General features: G+C 70.6%; 14 protein-coding genes. 10 read left to right on the plus strand and 4 right to left on the minus strand.

The window, feature by feature from the left end:
• Nucleotides 1-40 precede the first annotated feature (40 nt).
• Together AB0M73_RS01695 and AB0M73_RS01700 are read left to right on the plus strand one after the other, a co-directional pair.
• Entirely contained in the window at nucleotides 41-943 is a 903-nt protein-coding gene (locus AB0M73_RS01695; protein ID WP_363885575.1) for a cation diffusion facilitator family transporter, read from the plus strand.
• A 99-nt stretch (nucleotides 944-1,042) separates the two neighbouring features.
• Nucleotides 1,043-1,480 (plus strand): SsgA family sporulation/cell division regulator, encoded by a 438-nt coding sequence (locus AB0M73_RS01700; protein WP_232241091.1) that lies wholly within the window; start codon nucleotides 1,043-1,045, stop codon nucleotides 1,478-1,480.
• On the opposite strand, the gene AB0M73_RS01705 is transcribed toward AB0M73_RS01700, so the two are convergent.
• The gene (locus AB0M73_RS01705; RefSeq protein ID WP_363885577.1) at nucleotides 1,455-2,870 is read right to left on the minus strand and encodes an APC family permease; all 1,416 of its coding nucleotides are present in this window, start codon (nucleotides 2,868-2,870) and stop codon (nucleotides 1,455-1,457) included. The genes AB0M73_RS01700 and AB0M73_RS01705 overlap by 26 nt on opposite strands.
• A 117-nt stretch (nucleotides 2,871-2,987) precedes the next feature.
• Between AB0M73_RS01705 and AB0M73_RS01710 the strand changes: the two genes are divergently transcribed.
• Nucleotides 2,988-3,284: a hypothetical protein gene (locus AB0M73_RS01710; protein ID WP_363885579.1), complete on the plus strand. Its 297-nt coding sequence runs from the start codon at nucleotides 2,988-2,990 to the stop codon at nucleotides 3,282-3,284.
• Nucleotides 3,285-3,381: 97 nt separating this feature from the next.
• Nucleotides 3,382-4,566, plus strand: coding sequence for an ROK family protein (locus AB0M73_RS01715; RefSeq protein WP_363885691.1), 1,185 nt, complete (start codon nucleotides 3,382-3,384; stop codon nucleotides 4,564-4,566).
• A gap of 310 nt (nucleotides 4,567-4,876) precedes the next feature.
• Here the strand turns inward: AB0M73_RS01715 and AB0M73_RS01720 are convergent, their stop codons facing one another.
• Entirely contained in the window at nucleotides 4,877-5,617 is a 741-nt protein-coding gene (locus AB0M73_RS01720) for a DUF305 domain-containing protein (protein ID WP_363885581.1), read from the minus strand.
• Nucleotides 5,617-6,459 (minus strand): DUF3105 domain-containing protein, encoded by an 843-nt coding sequence (locus AB0M73_RS01725; protein WP_363885583.1) that lies wholly within the window; start codon nucleotides 6,457-6,459, stop codon nucleotides 5,617-5,619. Before AB0M73_RS01725 ends, AB0M73_RS01720 begins: the two co-directional genes overlap by 1 nt.
• Before the next feature lie 185 nt (nucleotides 6,460-6,644).
• Between AB0M73_RS01725 and argS the strand changes: the two genes are divergently transcribed.
• From argS to rho, 6 genes are all read left to right on the plus strand, one after another.
• Nucleotides 6,645-8,318: an arginine--tRNA ligase gene (gene argS / locus AB0M73_RS01730; RefSeq protein ID WP_363885584.1), complete on the plus strand. Its 1,674-nt coding sequence runs from the start codon at nucleotides 6,645-6,647 to the stop codon at nucleotides 8,316-8,318.
• 5 nt (nucleotides 8,319-8,323) lie between these two features.
• Entirely contained in the window at nucleotides 8,324-9,748 is a 1,425-nt protein-coding gene (lysA, locus tag AB0M73_RS01735; RefSeq protein WP_363885586.1) for a diaminopimelate decarboxylase, read from the plus strand.
• A gap of 2 nt (nucleotides 9,749-9,750) precedes the next feature.
• Nucleotides 9,751-11,043 carry a homoserine dehydrogenase gene (locus AB0M73_RS01740; RefSeq protein ID WP_363885588.1) on the plus strand — a complete coding sequence of 431 codons (1,293 nt, stop codon included), beginning with the start codon at nucleotides 9,751-9,753 and terminating at the stop codon, nucleotides 11,041-11,043.
• On the plus strand, nucleotides 11,040-12,110 hold the full coding sequence (thrC, locus tag AB0M73_RS01745; RefSeq protein WP_363885590.1) for a threonine synthase: 1,071 nt from the start codon (nucleotides 11,040-11,042) through the stop codon (nucleotides 12,108-12,110). The genes AB0M73_RS01740 and thrC overlap by 4 nt, the downstream gene beginning before the upstream one ends.
• On the plus strand, nucleotides 12,107-12,982 hold the full coding sequence (gene thrB / locus AB0M73_RS01750) for a homoserine kinase (RefSeq protein ID WP_363885592.1): 876 nt from the start codon (nucleotides 12,107-12,109) through the stop codon (nucleotides 12,980-12,982). The genes thrC and thrB overlap by 4 nt, the downstream gene beginning before the upstream one ends.
• A gap of 334 nt (nucleotides 12,983-13,316) precedes the next feature.
• The gene (rho, locus tag AB0M73_RS01755; protein WP_363885594.1) at nucleotides 13,317-15,419 is read left to right on the plus strand and encodes a transcription termination factor Rho; all 2,103 of its coding nucleotides are present in this window, start codon (nucleotides 13,317-13,319) and stop codon (nucleotides 15,417-15,419) included.
• Between the two features lie 191 nt (nucleotides 15,420-15,610).
• Here rho and AB0M73_RS01760 read toward each other — a convergent pair whose 3' ends face one another.
• Nucleotides 15,611-16,102, minus strand: a complete 492-nt coding sequence (locus AB0M73_RS01760) for a CHAP domain-containing protein (RefSeq protein ID WP_363885596.1) — start codon at nucleotides 16,100-16,102, stop codon at nucleotides 15,611-15,613.
• Between the last annotated feature and the right edge of the window lie 73 nt (nucleotides 16,103-16,175).

Raw genomic sequence — 16,175 nt, forward strand, 5'->3', positions numbered from 1 at the left:
TTGGGGAGGCGGCTGGGGACACGAAGGGAACGAAGCGGCGATGGGGCACGGACACGGGCACGGCAGCGCCTCGGGGCAGCACGTGGGGCGTCTGTGGGCGGCGCTGGGGCTGGGGGCGGCCTTCCTCGCGGTGGAAGCGGCGATCGGCATCAGCACGGGCTCCCTGGCGCTGATCTCGGACGCGGCGCACATGCTGACGGACGTGGTGGGCATCGGACTCGCCCTGACGGCGGTGATCCTGGCCGCCAAGAAGAGCAAGAACCAGGACCGCACCTTCGGCATGTACCGGGCGGAGGTGCTGGCGGCGCTGGCCAACGCGGTGCTGCTGTTCGCGGTCGCCGGCTACGTGCTGTACGAGGCCGTCCAGCGCTTCGCGCAGCCGCCGGAGGTGCCGGGCCTGCCGGTCACGATCACGGCGGTCATCGGCATCGGGATCAACGCTACGGCCTTCCTCCTGCTCAAGGACGGCGCGAAGGAGAGCCTGAACCTCAGGGGCGCCTACCTCGAAGTGCTGTCGGACCTCGTGGGCTCGGTGGGTGTCCTGATCAGCGGACTGATCACGCTGACCACGGGCTGGCGGTACGCGGACCCGGTCATCGCGGTGGCCATCGGCCTGTTCGTCCTGCCCCGCACCTGGGGCCTGGCCAAGAGGGCACTGCGCATCCTCTTCCAGCACGCGCCCGAACGAGTGGACGTGCGGCAGCTATGTGTTGATCTCACTGCACTTGACGGTGTGACCGAGGCTCATGACGTGCATGTGTGGACCCTCACATCGGGCATGGAGGTGGCCTCCGCGCACCTCGCCGTGGCCCCGGGGGCGGAGCCGGCGGATGTGCTGGTCAGGGCCCAGAAACTGCTGGCCGAGGACTACCGGTTGGATCATGCGACGGTGCAGGTCGAACCCCGGGGAGCCACCGCGAAGTGCCGTGACCTGACTTGGTGACGGCACCCGTTCGGGTGTCTTCTGTGAAAACCGCGTGGGTATCCCACGGGTGCTGCGTCCCACCTCTGTCACGGGTGATGACGTGAGAGAGCGAAGGGGATGGACCACATGGAGAACATGGGCAACGACCGCAAGGTGATCACGTCGAGGGTCGACTTCGGCTTCCTGGCCGCGCACGACTTCCTGGTGCCGCTGGAGGTGGAGCTGCGCTACGACACGCTGGATCCGTTCGCGGTGGTGGCGGCCTTCCGCCCGGGCCGCGAGGACTGCGTCGAGTGGGCGTTCGGCCGGGACCTGCTGGCCGACGGCCTGATCGGCGACGCCGGTGAGGGCGACATCCGGATCAGGCCGTCGGACAGCGACGTGGAGATGGTCGTGGTGGAGCTGCTCTCGCCGTCGGGCCAGGCGGTGTTCGAGGCCCCGGCCGAGGATCTGGCCGAGTTCCTGGACGAGACCTACGAGATCGTGATGCCCGGCAACGAGCACCTGTGGGTGGACATCGACGCGGAGCTCACGCGTCTGACGTCGATGTCGTGAGGTACTCCTCCTTGATCTCCTTCGGACCGAACGGCCAGACCTGCTCGGCCCGGGCGAAGATCAGGAACGCGACCACGCCGATGACCACCCAGGACACCGACAGGATCTGGGACAGCGTGTCGGTGGAGTAGTACAGGAACGCCCAGCCGACGAACGCGATGATCAACGGCACCGGGAACAGCCACATCTTGTACGGCCGAACCAGGCCCGGCTGCCGGCGCCGCAGCACGACCAGGGCGGCGATCTGCGCGACCGACTGCACCAGCACGATGACGGCGGTGAGCGCGTTGATCACCACGCCCAGCGGGAACAGCGAGGCGATGGCGGTGATCACACCCATCACCAGCAGGCCCGCGGTGGGGAAGTGCCCCTTCGGGTGCAGCTTGGCGAACACGGGCAGGAACAGCTTGTCCCGCGCGGCCTCGTAGGGAACCCGGGAGCCGCCGAGCAGGCCGGCGAACACCGACGCGAAGGCGGTCACCACGATGAGGGCGGTCACCACGTTGGCGATGCCCGAGCCCCACGCGGTGGACACGGCCAGCGTCGCGACGGACGAGGACTTGGCCACGTCCTGCCACGGCACCGAGCCGAGGATCCCGATCTGCAGCAGCAGGTACAGCGCCATGATGCCGACGATGGACAGGATGATCGACCGCGGCAGGGTCTTACCCGGCTCGCGGACCTCGCCGCCCAGGTAGGCGCTGGTGTTGTAGCCGAGGTAGTCGTACACGGCGATGATCAGGCCCGCGCCCAGACCGGTCCAGAACGCGCCGCCCGAGCCGAACGCGCCCGGCGTGAAGTCGAAGGCCAACGAGGCGCTGAAGTGGCTGTACGCGGCGATGATGACGGCCAGGATGCTGACCAGCATGACGCCGAAGAAGGCCGTGGTGACCTTGGTGATGTCGCCGATCTTGCGGTACAGCAGGACGACGACCAGGCCGGTGATGACCACGCCGACCACGTGCCCGAGCGTGTTGACGGCGCCGGTGTCGTCCACCACCGCCGGCCACAGCACGCCGAGGTACTGCACCAGGCCGATGACGCCCGTGGACATGATCAGCGGGATGAACAGCACCGCGGTCCACACGAACAGGAACGGCATCAGCCGCCCGGTCCGGTACTGGAACGCCTCCCGCAGGTAGATGTAGGTGCCGCCGGCGCCCGGCATCGCCGCGCCGAGCTCGGCCCAGATCAGGCCGTCGGCCAGCACGATGATCGCGCCGATGACCCAGCCGAACATGGCCTGCGGCCCGTTCATCGCCGCGACCATCAGCGGGATCGTGAGGAACGGACCGATCCCGCACATCTGCGTCATGTTGATGGCGGTCGCCTGCCACGGCCCGATGCGCCGTTCGAGGCCCACCTGCCCCTTTTGCGTGCCCGTAGCCACGCCCACCTCCCTGGCTCGAATTAGGAAAGGTTCTTAACATAAAGACGGTGTGGCAGGGAACACGCCGAGGGGGACTGCCGCCGAAGTCGTGACCTGATCTTGCGGGAGACTGGGCCGGTGACGCCGTCCGGACTCTTCCCGGAGTCGTGGCTGCTCGCGTCCGCCGACCAGCGCACCGCGCTGGAGAAACAGCTGGCGGGGGCGGTCGGCGACGACCATCCCCTCGCGGTCACGCCGGTGGCGGCGGTGGCCCGCTGCGCGGGCTGCGGGGTGGTCGTCTACACGGCGGGCCTCGGCCGCGAACTGGTCTGGACCATGGTCTCTTTCGACCAGACGGCCCACGCCGATCCGGGGGTGTCGGTGTATCCGACGTTCGCAGGTCTGCGCCGCGCCATGGCGGCTCACGCCCATTGACGCCGTGGCCTCCTACTATGGGGGATCGGCGGGGCCTTGGCCCCTGGACACGGAGGCAGTGGGTGTGAGGGCGCCACAGGTCGGCACGCCCGCGAGCATGCGGGAGCTCAACCAGCGAATCGTGCTGGACCGGCTGCGAAGGGGCGGCGCCGCGACCCGGCCGAGCCTCGCGCGCGACACCGGACTGTCCAAGCCCACGGTGGGGCAGGCGCTGCTCGATCTTGAGCAGGACGGCCTGGTCCGCCCGGCGGGCCGCACCTCGTCCGGCCCGGGCCGGACGGCGGTGCTGTACGAGGCCGATCCGGCGGCCGGGCACGTGCTGGGCATCGACATCGGCCGCGGCCGGCTGCGGCTGGCGGTGGCCGACCTGGCCGGCACCGTCGTGGCCAAAGTGGACGAACCCAACCGCTGCCGTTCGGCCAGCGCGCTGGTCCGCACGGTGCACGACATGGCAACGGGTGTGGTGGCGCAGGCCGGCATGACACTGTCCGATGTGGTCAAGACGGTGGTGGGCAGCCCCGGCGTGCCCGACCGCGGCGGCCGCATGCTGCACCTGGCGCCGAACCTGCCCGGCTGGGGCCGTCGCGGCCTGCTGGACGAGCTGGAGGCGGTGCTCGGGCCGGGCCTGTTGGTGGAGAACGACGCCAACCTGGCCGCGGTGGGCGAGCGGGACCAGGGGGCGGCCCGTGGCGTGGACGTTTTCGTCTGCGTGAACGTGGGCACCGGCATCGGCATGGGCATCGTGGTCGACGGGCAGCTGTTCCGCGGCGCGCACGGGGCCGCGGGCGAGGTGGGCTATCTGCCGTACGGCTGGACGGACACCGACTCGGAGGGCTGGACCCCATCCACGCCAGGCATTCTGGAGCAGGCGGCGGCGGCGAACTCGGTGGTGAAGCTGGCCAAGGAGCAGGGCGTGCGCAACGCGAGCTCGGCCCGCGAGGTGTTCCAGTTGGCCCGTCAGGGTGACGCGTGCGCGCGGGCCGTGGTCGAGCAGGAGGCGACGAAGCTGGCCTTCCTGGTGGCCTCGGTGTCGGCGGTGATCGACCCGGAGCTGGTGCTGCTGGTCGGCGGCATCGGCTCGAACACGGACCTGCTGATCGACCCGCTGGAGAAGGCGGTGCGCGAGATCAGCCCGCTGTCGCCCCGGATCGCCCCTGGCGAGCTGGGTGAGGACGCGGTGCTGACCGGCGCGATCGCCACGGCGCTGCGGGCCGCGCAGGACATCGTCTTCGACCGTCGAGGCGAGAATTTGGTGACTCAGCGCAGCGGCGCGAACGCTTGATTTGAACGTTTCACTCGTTTGGCGGAACCCATGCCCGTCTTTGGTGGCATAGCGTGAGCAACACCTCCTCGGAGGGGAAAAGGGTCGCACAGGGGATCATCGAGGCAGGCCGAGACGGGGGTCAGGTCCACCTCAGTTCGGGAAGCGGGCCGCCGCGCCGTTTTCGCCCCTTCCCGAACGACACAAGGGGGCTGTCCCGCAAGGGACAGCCCCCTTGTGCGTACGCCCCACTTCATCCACGACGTGAAGTTAGGAAGGGACCATTCCTCCACTCGGAGTGGAGGAATGGTCCCTTCCTAACCGGGCCAGGTCAGTTCATGGGCAGGGGCTGGGCGTTGCGGGCGGCCAGCATCTGCTTGATCAGGTCGACCTCGGCCCCCTGGGACTTCAGGATGTTCTCCGCCAGCACGCGCACCGCCGGAATGGACGAGTGGTCGGCGACGAACTGCGCCATGGGGGCGCCGCCGAGATGGTGGCGGAGCATCAGCTGTAGGAAGTAGGTGTCCATGTCCGGCCCGGTCAACGACTGGAGCTTGGAGATCTCCGCGTTGGTGGCGTAGCCGGGCATGTGGTCGACACCGTTGGCCGGCATCTGGTTGCCGTTCATCCCGGGCATGCCGGCCATGCCGTCGCTGGGCCCGGCCATCCACGCCATGTAGCGCCCGGTGGGCGTCTGCTCGGGCTGGCCCCACAACATGAGCCAGCCGCGCATCCGCCCCTCCTGGTCCAGCTGAGTGGACTGGATGTCGAAGGCCAGCTGCCGGATCTCGGGCACCTGGGTGTGGTCACGGGCCCAGTTGGCCATGGTCACGGCCTGAAGGTGGTGCACGCCCATGTCCTGCGCGAAGCCGACCTCGATGGAGCCGGGGCCGGGGTTGTCGGCGGCCGCGTCGCCGCTGCCGGGCAGCTTGATCAGCAGCCCGACGGCGGCGCCGAGCAGCAGGATCGCCACGGCGGCGGCGGTGAGCACGAGCACCCGCGTGGTCGCGGAGACCGGCCCCGTGGGCAGGTTCTCCTCCGCGACCTCGTCGAGCTCCTCGGTTTCGGCCATTACTTGGACGCGGTCGTGCTGGTCGGGGCGGCGCCCGAACCGGAAGGCGGCGGGGTGCCGCCCTGCTCGTTGGCGGCGTCCTGCGCGCCGGTGCCGGTCATCGGCACGGCGTCCGGGCCCGGCTTGGACGGGTCGAACGGCGGCGGGTTGGCCGGGTCGAACTGGCCCGGGCCCAGGGCGTCACAGCTGGCGCCGACCTCGGGGTACTCGTACTGGTTGGTGCGCAGCGCGGAGATGAACTCGTCGATCCGCGAGTCCTTGACGCTGTCCACCTTCAGCTGGTGGCCCCAGGACTGCAGGGACACCGCCTTGTCCAGGCCCGGGTACGGCGAGAGCATCATGAACTGCTTGCCCTGCACCTTGAGCTTGAGCGTGTCGAGATCGGCGCCCTTGACCTTGTCCGGGTTGTAGGCGATCCACACCGTGCCGTGCTCCAGCGCGTGCACCATGTTCTCGCTGCGCACCGCGTTCGGGTACACGATGCCCTGGCAGTCGGCCCAGAAGCCGTCGTGCGGGCCGCCGAAGGGCGGCGACTGGTCGTAGGCCACCCGCTGGGTGGGCTGCACGTGCTGGCCGGACTTGTAGTCCTTGACCACGACGCCCGGGATCTTGGTCGACGGGTCCTTGTTGCTGTCGCTGGGCTGCCACTGCGCCAACGCGGCCTGCGCCTCGTTCTTGGCGTTGATCTGCACGTAGGTGTAGCCGAACACACCGACGGCCAGCACCAGCACGACGACGACCGCGATGATGGTGCCCCAGGGCTTGCCCTTGCCCGGCATCTGTCCGCGTGCCGCGTTGACGGCGCTCTTGCCGCCGCCGCCCTTCTTCTTACCGCCGGCCATCTCCCCGCCCTTGGCGTAGTGAGCTGGACCACACCGGTCCAGACCTTCGGCGGCCAGTGTAGGGACCGGGCATGAGAATTCCGTCAGACCCGGACGGACGAACACCGCAGACCAGGCGCGTTCCACCCCCCGGGACGTGAGTAACCCCATCGCGACGTGCGGATACGCTCTCCTAGACTGCTGCGGTGACTCCAGCCGCTCTTGCCGACCTCGTCCGCACCACCGCCGTCGATGTGCTCACGTCCCGAGGACTGGACATCGCCGTGCTTCCGGCCGAGGTGACGGTGGAGCGACCCCGCAATCCCGAGCACGGCGACTACGCCACCAACCTGGCGCTGCAGGTCTCCAAGAAGCTGGGCATCCAGTCCCGGGACTTCGCCGGCTGGTTGGCCGAGGCCCTGGCCAAGCAGGACGGCGTGGCCGCGGCCGAGGTCGCCGGCCCGGGCTTCCTCAACCTGCGGCTGGACGCCGACGCGCAGGGCAGCCTCGTGCGCGAGGTGCTCACGGCCGGCGCGGGCTACGGCCACAACACGCTGCTGGCCGGCAAGAAGATCAACCTCGAGTTCGTCTCGGCCAACCCGACCGGCCCGGTGCACCTGGGCGGCACCCGGTGGGCCGCGGTCGGCGACGCGCTGGGCCGCGTGCTGGAGGCCGAGGGCGGCGAGGTGACGCGGGAGTACTACTTCAACGACGCCGGCGCGCAGATCGACCGGTTCGTCCGGTCCCTGGTCGCCGCGTCCAAGGGCGAGCCCGCCCCCGAGGACGGCTACGCCGGCGGCTACATCAACGACGTCGCGGCCGAGGTGGTCAAGCGGGAGCCGAGCGTGCTCTCGCTGCCCGACGCCGAGCGGGACGAGACGTTCCGGCGGATCGGCGTCGACCTGATGTTCGACGAGATCAAGCAGACCCTGCACGACTTCGGCACCGACTTCGACGTGTACTTCCACGAGCACTCGCTGCACGAGTCGGGCGCGGTCGAGCGGGCCGTCGAGCGGCTCAAGGCCTCCGGCGACCTGTACGAGCAGGACGGCGCCTGGTGGATCCGGTCCAAGGACTTCGGCGACGACAAGGACCGGGTCGTCATCAAGAGCGACGGCGCGCCGGCCTACATCGCCGGTGACATCGCGTACTTCAAGGACAAGCGGGACCGCGGCTTCGACCTGTGCATCTACATGCTGGGCGCGGACCACCACGGCTACATCGGCCGGCTCAAGGCGGCCGCGGCGGCGCTGGGCGACGACCCGGACACCGTCGAGGTGCTGATCGGCCAGATGGTCAACCTGGTCTCGGACGGCAAGCCGGTGCGGATGAGCAAGCGCGCCGGCACCGTGATCACGCTGGAGGACCTGGTCGACGCCGTCGGCGTGGACGCGGCCCGGTACTCGCTGATCCGGTCGTCGGTGGACTCGGCCGTGGACATCGACCTGGACCTGCTGCGCAAGACCACCGCCGAGAACCCGGTCTACTACGTGCAGTACGCGCACGCCCGGGTGTGCAGCGTGCTGCGCAACGCCGCGGACCTGAAGATCGACCTGGGCGACGCCGCCGACGCCGACCTGAGCCTGCTGACCCTGGACAAGGAGGGTGCGCTGATCCGCACCCTCGGCGAGTTCCCGAAGGCCGTCGCCTCGGCGGCCGAGCTGCGCGAGCCCCACCGGGTGGCGCGGTACCTGGAAGAGCTGGCCGGCACCTTCCACAAGTACTACGACGACAAGGACCCCCTGGCCAAGGTGCTGCCCAAGGGCGACGAGGAGGTGTCGCCGCGGGCGGTCCCGCAGCTGCACCTCTACCTCGCCACGCAACAGGTGTTGCGCAACGGGTTGGCCCTGCTGGGAGTCACTGCACCGGAACGGATGTAGCTGCGATGCGCGCACACCCCGCCGGCCCACGTCACGCCGACGTGATGGTGCCGGCGAACACCGCGGGAACCCGACCGTCCACTTCGGACGAACTGGACGCGTTGCCGGCCAACGTCTGGCCGCTGGGCGCCCGCCGCCGCGAGGACGGCGTCGTCACGCTGGCCGGCGTGGACGTCCGCGACCTCGCGGAGCAGTACGGCACGCCGCTGTTCGTCGTAGACGAGAACGACTTCCGCACGCGCTGCCGCACCTATGCCGACGCCTTCGGCGACCCGACGGCGGTGCACTACGCGTCCAAGGCGTTCCTGTCCGTGGAGATCGCCCGCTGGGTCGCGCAGGAGGGTCTCGGGCTGGACGTGTGCAGCGGCGGCGAGCTGGCCATCGCGCTGCGCGCGGAGTTCCCGCCGGAGCGGATCGCCTTGCACGGCAACAACAAGTCCTCGGCCGAGCTCGACATGGCGGTCGGGGCCGGCGTCGGCGTCGTGGTGCTGGACTCGTTCCTGGAGATCGCCCGGCTCGACGAGATCGCGCGCAGGCGCGGCGTCCGGCAGGCCGTGATGATCCGTGTGACGGTCGGCGTCGAGGCGCACACGCACGAGTTCATCGCCACCGCGCACGAGGACCAGAAGTTCGGCTTCTCGCTGGCCGGCGGCGACGCCGCCGAGGCGGCCCGCCGCGTGCTCAAGGCCGAGGGGCTGACGCTGGTCGGCCTGCACAGCCACATCGGCTCGCAGATCTACGACGCCGACGGCTTCGAGATCGCCGCCCACCGCGTGATCGGCCTGCTTGCCGCGCTGCACAAGGAACACGGGGACGACGCGCTCAGCGATATGTCCACTGTGGACCTCGGCGGCGGCCTCGGCATCGCCTACATGCCCGACGACGACCCGCCGCCGCCCGCGCAGCTCGCGGAGCAGCTGCGGCAGATCGTCCGCAAGGAGTGCGAGAACGAGGGCCTGCCGGTGCCACGGGTGGCGGTCGAGCCCGGCCGCGCCATCGCCGGCCCCGGCACCGTCACGGTGTACGAGGTCGGCACGACCAAGGACGTGGTGCTCGGCGGCGGCGCCGTACGCCGCTACGTCAGCGTCGACGGCGGCATGAGCGACAACATCCGCACCGCCCTGTACGACGCGGCCTACGACTGCCGGCTGGTGTCCCGCCGCGTCGACGAGGACGTGCCGGCGGCGATGTCCCGCGTGGTGGGCAAGCACTGCGAGTCCGGCGACGTCGTGGTGCGCGACTGCTGGCTGCCGGCCGACATCGCGCCGGGCGACCTGCTCGCCCTGGCCGCGACGGGCGCGTACTGCTACGCCATGGCCAACGGCTACAACCGGCTGCCCCGTCCGGCGGTCGTCGCCGTCAAGGACGGTGCGAGTCGGTTGCTGCTGCGCAGGGAGACCGAGGACGACCTGTTCCGCCTGGAGGCATAGTCGTGAAACCCATCAAGGTCGCGATGCTCGGCTGCGGCACCGTCGGCACCGAGGTGGCGCGGCTGCTCACCGACCAGGCGGAGGACTTCGCGGCCCGGATCGGCGCGCCGGTGCGGTTGACCGGCATCGCGGTGCGCCGGCCCAACAAGCACCGCGAGGTGCCGGCCGAGCTGCTCACCTCCGACGCCGACTCGCTGGTCGAGTCCGATGTGGACGTTGTCATCGAGGTCATCGGCGGCATCGAGCCGGTGCGCTCGCTGCTGCTGAAGGCCCTCAACGCCGGCAAGTCCGTGGTCACGGCCAACAAGGCGCTGCTGGCCGAGCACGGCCCCGAGCTGTACGCGGCGGCCGACGCCTCGGGCGCGGACATCTACTTCGAGGCGGCCGTGGCCGGCGCCATCCCGCTGCTGCGCCCGCTGCGGGAATCCCTTGCCGGGGACCGGATCAACCGCGTGATGGGCATCGTCAACGGCACCACCAACTTCATCCTGTCGGCGATGTCGGCCACGGGCGCCGGCTACGCCGAGACGTTGGAGGAGGCCAGCCGGCTGGGCTACGCCGAGGCGGACCCGACGGCGGACGTGGACGGCTTCGACGCCGCGTCCAAGGCGGCGATCCTGGCCTCGCTGGCCTTCCACACCCGGGTCACCGCCGGGGACGTGCACCGCGAGGGCATCTCCTCGGTCACCTCCGCCGACATCACGGCGGCGCGTGGCCTCGGCCGTACGGTGAAGCTGCTGGCGATCTGCGAGCGGGTCACCGACGCCGAGGGCGTGGAGTCCGTCGCCGTCCGCGTGCACCCGGCGATGATCCCCAACAGCCACCCGCTGGCCTCGGTCGGTGGCGCGTTCAACGCGGTGTTCGTGGAAGCGGACGCGGCCGGCCAGTTGATGTTCTACGGCCAGGGCGCGGGCGGCGCCCCGACCGCGAGCGCGGTGCTGGGCGACCTCGTCGCCGTGGCGCGCAATCTCGTCGCCGGCGGCCGTGGGCCGCGCGAGTCGGCCTACGCGGAGCTGCCGGTCCGGCCCATGGGCCAGGCCAGCACCCGCTACCACATCAGCCTGGACGTGGCCGACCGTCCGGGTGTGCTGTCCCAGGTCGCCGCCGTGTTCGCCGAGCACGACGTCAGCATCGCCGTGGTGCGCCAGGAGGGCCGTCCCGTGGACGCGAGCCTCGTGGTCGTCACGCACGCCGCCTCCGACGCAGCGCTGCGCGGAACCGTTGAGAAGATCGCCGGCCTGCCGGTGGTCCGTGAGGTCGTCAGCGTCATGCGGGTCGAAGGGGAAGAGTCATGACCACAGCCACCAGGGCTGGTTGGCCGGGAATCATCGCCGCGTACCGGGACCGGATCCCGGTGCCGGCCGACGCCGAGATCGTCACCCTGCACGAGGGCGGCACGCCGCTCATCGAGGCCAGGCACCTGTCCGAGCTGACCGGCAGCCGCGTCTTCGTGAAGGTGGAGGGCGCGAACCCGACCGGCTCCTTCAAGGACCGCGGCATGACGGCCGCTATCACGCTCGCGGTCGCGCAGGGCTCGAAGGCCGTCATCTGTGCCTCCACGGGCAACACTTCCGCCTCGGCCGCCGCCTACGCCGCCAAGGCCGGGCTCACGTGCGCGGTGCTGGTGCCCAGCGGCAAGATCGCGCTGGGCAAGCTGGCCCAGGCGGTCATGCACGGCTGCCGCATCCTCCAGGTGGACGGCAATTTCGACGACTGCCTGGAACTGGCCCAGAAGACCGCCGTCGAGTACCCGATCACCCTGGTCAACTCGGTCAACCCGATCCGCATCGACGGCCAGAAGACCGCGGCCTTCGAGGTGTGCGACGTGCTCGGGCAGGCGCCCGACATCCACCTGCTGCCGGTCGGCAACGCCGGCAACATCACCGCGTACTGGAAGGGTTACACCGAGTACGCGAAGGACGGCGTGATTGCCGCCCCGCCAAGGATGTTCGGCTTCCAGGCGGCCGGCGCCGCGCCGATCGTGCGGGGTGAGCCGGTGAAGCACCCGGAGACCGTGGCCACCGCGATCCGCATCGGCAACCCGGCCTCGTGGGACGGCGCCGTGGCCGCCCGTAACGACTCGGGCGGTCTGATCGACGCTGTCACCGACGAGCAGATCCTTGCCGCGTACCGGTTGCTGGCCTCCCGCGAGGGCGTGTTCGTGGAGCCCGGCTCCGCGGCCAGCATCGCCGGGCTGCTGATGACGGCCGGGGATGGCAGGCTGCCCAAGGGTTCCACGGTCGTCTGCACCGTGACCGGTCACGGGCTGAAGGACCCGGACACCGCGCTCAAGGGCCTGCCGGAGGTCGAGGTGCTGCCGGTGGAGCCCGGTGCGGTCGCGCACGCCCTGGAGCTGGTGTGAGGGCGGTTCACGTCCGGGTTCCCGCCTCCACCGCCAACCTGGGCTCCGGCTTCGACGCCCTGGGCATCGCGCTGGGCCTGTACGACGAGGTGACGGTGGAAGCCGCCGCTTCGGGACTGGACGTGCAGGTTCGGGGCGAGGGCGCGGGCCAGGTGCCGCTGGATGAAGACCACCTGCTGGTACGGGCGATCCGGGCCGTCGACGGAGTGCCCGATGGCCTGATTGTCCGGTGCGACAACGCGATCCCGCACTCCCGGGGCCTAGGCTCTTCGGCGGCCGCGGTGGTCGCCGGCGTCGCCGCCGGCTACGCGCTGGCCGGCCGGACGTTGGATGACCGGGCGTTGCAGCTGGCCGCGGAGTTCGAGGGCCACGCCGACAACGCGGCGGCCAGCCTGCTCGGCGGCCTCGTGCTGGCCTGGGGCGAGGGCGACAAGGGACAACGTTACCGGGCCGTGCGCCTGGAACCCCACGCCGACCTGCGGGCTCTGGTGTTCATCCCGTCCACGGAGTCGTCCACCAAGACCACCCGCGGCCTGCTGCCGGCGCAGGTGCCGCACGCCGACGCGGCCTTCGCGGCCGGACGGGCAGCGTTGGCGGTGCACGCCGTGACGACCGCGCCCGAGCTGCTGATGCCCGCGACGGAGGACCGGCTGCACCAGGGGTATCGCGAACCGGCCTGGCCGGACACGATCCGTGTTGTCGAAGCGCTGCGCGCGGCCGGCTTCCCGGCCACCGTGTCCGGCGCCGGCCCGACGGTGTTCACGCTGGTCAGTGGCGATCGAGTGGTTCCGACGGGGCTCGATCTGACCGGTTTCGACGCGCGGGCCCTGAAAATCGACCGGGACGGCGTACAGGTTCGGCCGATCGGTTGATTCTGGAACAAAATGCTGGTGGAGGCGGTTGCACGAGGTTGCGCCACGCCGGGGACCGGTTGTTGCACCATGCCGGCGTGCCGTCTACCCTCAGGGTAGATCAGTCACCGAGCGCACGGGCGCCGGTGTCGTGCCCGGGCACTCGTCCCGGTACGCATCTCCCGATCGGAACGTCTGTAGTCGACGTCTGGCGGGATACCCGGCCGCTGTGGTGACCGACAAGTCCCGAGTTCGCGGGTTTCCGGCCCGCTCACGGGCAACCGCGCCGTTCTGCTCTCTGGGGACGGCGCAGCTGGTCCGAGTAGGAGGCTCGGACCGGTCAGGAAGGACATGTGTGAGCAACACCGATCTCTTGGGCAGCGACGCGGTGTCCGCCGCGCCGGGTTCCCCGCAGGACTCGGCTCCTGCCCCCCGTACCGAATCCAAGGAGACCCCGCTGACCACCACGAAGCGCCGCGCAGGACTGTCCGGCATGGTGCTCGCGGAACTGCGCGAGCTCGCCGGCCAACTCAACATCAGCGGCACCGCGGGCATGCGCAAGGGCGACCTGATCGCCGCCATCAAGGAGCGCCAGGGGTCTTCCGGCGGCCGCGCCGAGACCGCCGAGCTGCCGCTGACCGGTGTCACCGCGTCCAAGCCGGCCCGCCGCACCGCTGAGAAGTCCCGCGAGACCAAGAAGGCCGACGCCCCCAAGGCCGAGAAGGCCGTGGCCGCGCCCGCCCCCGTCGAGGCCGCTCCGGTGGCCACTGCGCCGTCGAACGAGGCCTCTGCCGAGACGCCTGCCCCGAGGCAGAGCGACGAGGAGGGCGGCCGTCGCAACAACCGCCGCCGCCGCGCCGCCAGCCGTCCCGCGGGTTCCCCCGAGGGCGGCGCCGAGCAGCCGCAGGCCGACCGGGCCGAGCGCCAGCCGCAGGCCGAGCGTCAGGAGCGCCAGCAGAACGAGCGCCCGGAGCGTCAGGACCGCCAGCAGGATCGTCAGCAGGACGGCGAGCGCCCGCAGCGTGACCGCGGCGAGCAGCGCGACCGTGGCGACCGGGGCGAGCGCAGTGACCGTGGCGAGCGCAGCGACCGGGGCGACCGCCAGCGTGGCGACCGCAACGACCGCGGCGACCGCAACAACGACCGTGGCGACCGGCAGCAGAACAACCGGCCGGACAACCGCCAGCAGCAGGACGACGACGAGCGCGGCGGCCGTCGCGGCCGTCGGTTCCGTGACCGCAGGCGTGGCCGTGACGGCGACGAGCGCGGCCAGGCCGGCGGTGGCGGTGGCGACACCGAGGTGCGCGACGACGACGTGCTGCTGCCCGTCGCCGGCATCCTGGATGTGCTGGAGAACTACGCCTTCGTGCGCACCTCCGGCTACCTCGCCGGCCCGAACGACGTCTACGTCTCGCTGTCGCTGGTGCGCAAGCACGGCCTGCGCCGCGGCGACAACATCACCGGCGCGGTGCGTCAGCCCCGCGACGGCGAGCAGCAGCGGCAGAAGTTCAACCCGCTGGTGCGCGTGGACACCATCAACGGCCTCGAGCCCGACCAGGTGCGCAACCGGCCCGAGTTCACCAAGCTCACGCCGCTCTACCCGAACGAGCGCCTGCGCCTGGAGACCGAGTCGCACATCCTCACCACCCGCGTCATCGACCTGGTGATGCCGGTCGGCAAGGGGCAGCGCGCGCTCATCGTGTCGCCGCCCAAGGCCGGCAAGACCTCCGTGCTGCAGTCGATCGCCAACGCGATCACGACCAACAACCCGGAGTGCCACCTGATGGTGGTGCTGGTCGACGAGCGTCCGGAAGAGGTCACCGACATGCAGCGGTCGGTGAAGGGCGAGGTCATCGCCTCCACCTTCGACCGCCCGCCGGGCGACCACACCTCCGTGGCCGAGCTGTCCATCGAGCGGGCCAAGCGCCTGGTGGAGATGGGCCACGACGTGGTCGTGCTGCTGGACTCGATCACCCGCCTCGGCCGGGCCTACAACCTGGCCGCGCCGGCGTCGGGCCGCATCCTGTCCGGTGGTGTCGACTCCACGGCGCTGTACCCGCCCAAGCGCTTCCTCGGCGCGGCGCGCAACATCGAGGGTGGCGGCTCGCTGACCATCTTCGCCACCGCGCTGGTCGAGACCGGGTCGACGATGGACACGGTCATCTTCGAGGAGTTCAAGGGCACCGGCAACGCCGAGCTCAAGCTGGACCGGCGCATCGCCGACAAGCGGGTCTTCCCCGCCGTCGACGTCGACCCGTCCGGCACCCGCAAGGAGGAGCTGCTGCTCCCGGCGGACGAGCTGGCCGTCATGCACAAGCTGCGCCGCGTGCTGCACGCCCTGGACAGCCAGCAGGCCATCGACCTGCTGCTGGACCGGCTGCGCAAGTCCCGCACCAACATCGAGTTCCTGATGCAGGTGGCGAAGACCACACCGGGCGGCAACGGCGACGACAACTGATCGCCCAACGCTGAGAGGGGCCCTTCCCACCCGGGAAGGGCCCCTCTTCGCTGCCGGCCTTAGTGCAGGGCCGTTATGCAGAGCCGTTATGCAGGGAAGGACGCCTTACCCTCGTTGAACGCGGGTAAGGCGTCCTTCCCTGCATGATGGGGACCCCTTGCGGGGGAGCTGCGGGTCCCCGGACAGGTGGCTTACTGGTGCGGGCGGGCCGCCGGGGTCCAGCCGCGGTAGGCGTTGAAGTAGTTCACGCCGCCCATGGCCTTGGTGACGTGGCCGATCCGGCCGTTGACGCTGGAGGCCCAGAAGCCGCCGGCGCCGTCGGAGATGCCCACGTGGCCGTACGCGCTGATGTTCCAGTAGACGAACGCCCCCAGCGGCGGGTTCTTGTCGCCGGCGTGCTTGGGAGAGGCGCCGTTCCAGTGCGCGTTGGCCGAGGCCCACACGCCGGTGGTGCCGTAGGCGTTCTCCGCGGCCTTCTCGCAGTAGCCCTGGTAGGCGGTGCTGCCGTTGTGCGCCTTGTACCAGGCGACCGCCCCGGCGGCGGTGCCGTCGCCCGACGACATGGGCGCGGCGACGACCGCCGGCGCGGCCGAGGCCACGGCCAGCGGGACGGCGCCGATCGCGGTGACGGACAGGGTGACGGCTAATGCGGCCTTGGCCACGGTCTGCAGAAAACTCTTCACGTCGTGTCCCATCAACAGGTGAGTTCCTGACGAGCTGGGAGCGACGCTAGGGGCGTGACCGAGGACACGTCAT

The organism is Kutzneria sp. NPDC051319 (genome assembly GCF_040682195.1).
Lineage (GTDB): Bacteria > Actinomycetota > Actinomycetes > Mycobacteriales > Pseudonocardiaceae > Kutzneria.

Bases quoted from the DNA above. Each gene is read 5' to 3' on its own strand.
- AB0M73_RS01695 (WP_363885575.1), top strand. From the start codon at position 41: ATGGGGCACGGACACGGGCACGGCAGCGCCTCGGGGCAGCACGTGGGG.
- AB0M73_RS01700 (WP_232241091.1), top strand. From the start codon at position 1,043: ATGGACCACATGGAGAACATGGGCAACGACCGCAAGGTGATCACGTCG.
- AB0M73_RS01715 (WP_363885691.1), top strand. From the start codon at position 3,382: ATGCGGGAGCTCAACCAGCGAATCGTGCTGGACCGGCTGCGAAGGGGC.
- AB0M73_RS01720 (WP_363885581.1), bottom strand. From the start codon at position 5,617: ATGGCCGAAACCGAGGAGCTCGACGAGGTCGCGGAGGAGAACCTGCCC.
- AB0M73_RS01725 (WP_363885583.1), bottom strand. From the start codon at position 6,459: ATGGCCGGCGGTAAGAAGAAGGGCGGCGGCGGCAAGAGCGCCGTCAAC.
- lysA (WP_363885586.1), top strand. From the start codon at position 8,324: ATGCGCGCACACCCCGCCGGCCCACGTCACGCCGACGTGATGGTGCCG.
- thrC (WP_363885590.1), top strand. From the start codon at position 11,040: ATGACCACAGCCACCAGGGCTGGTTGGCCGGGAATCATCGCCGCGTAC.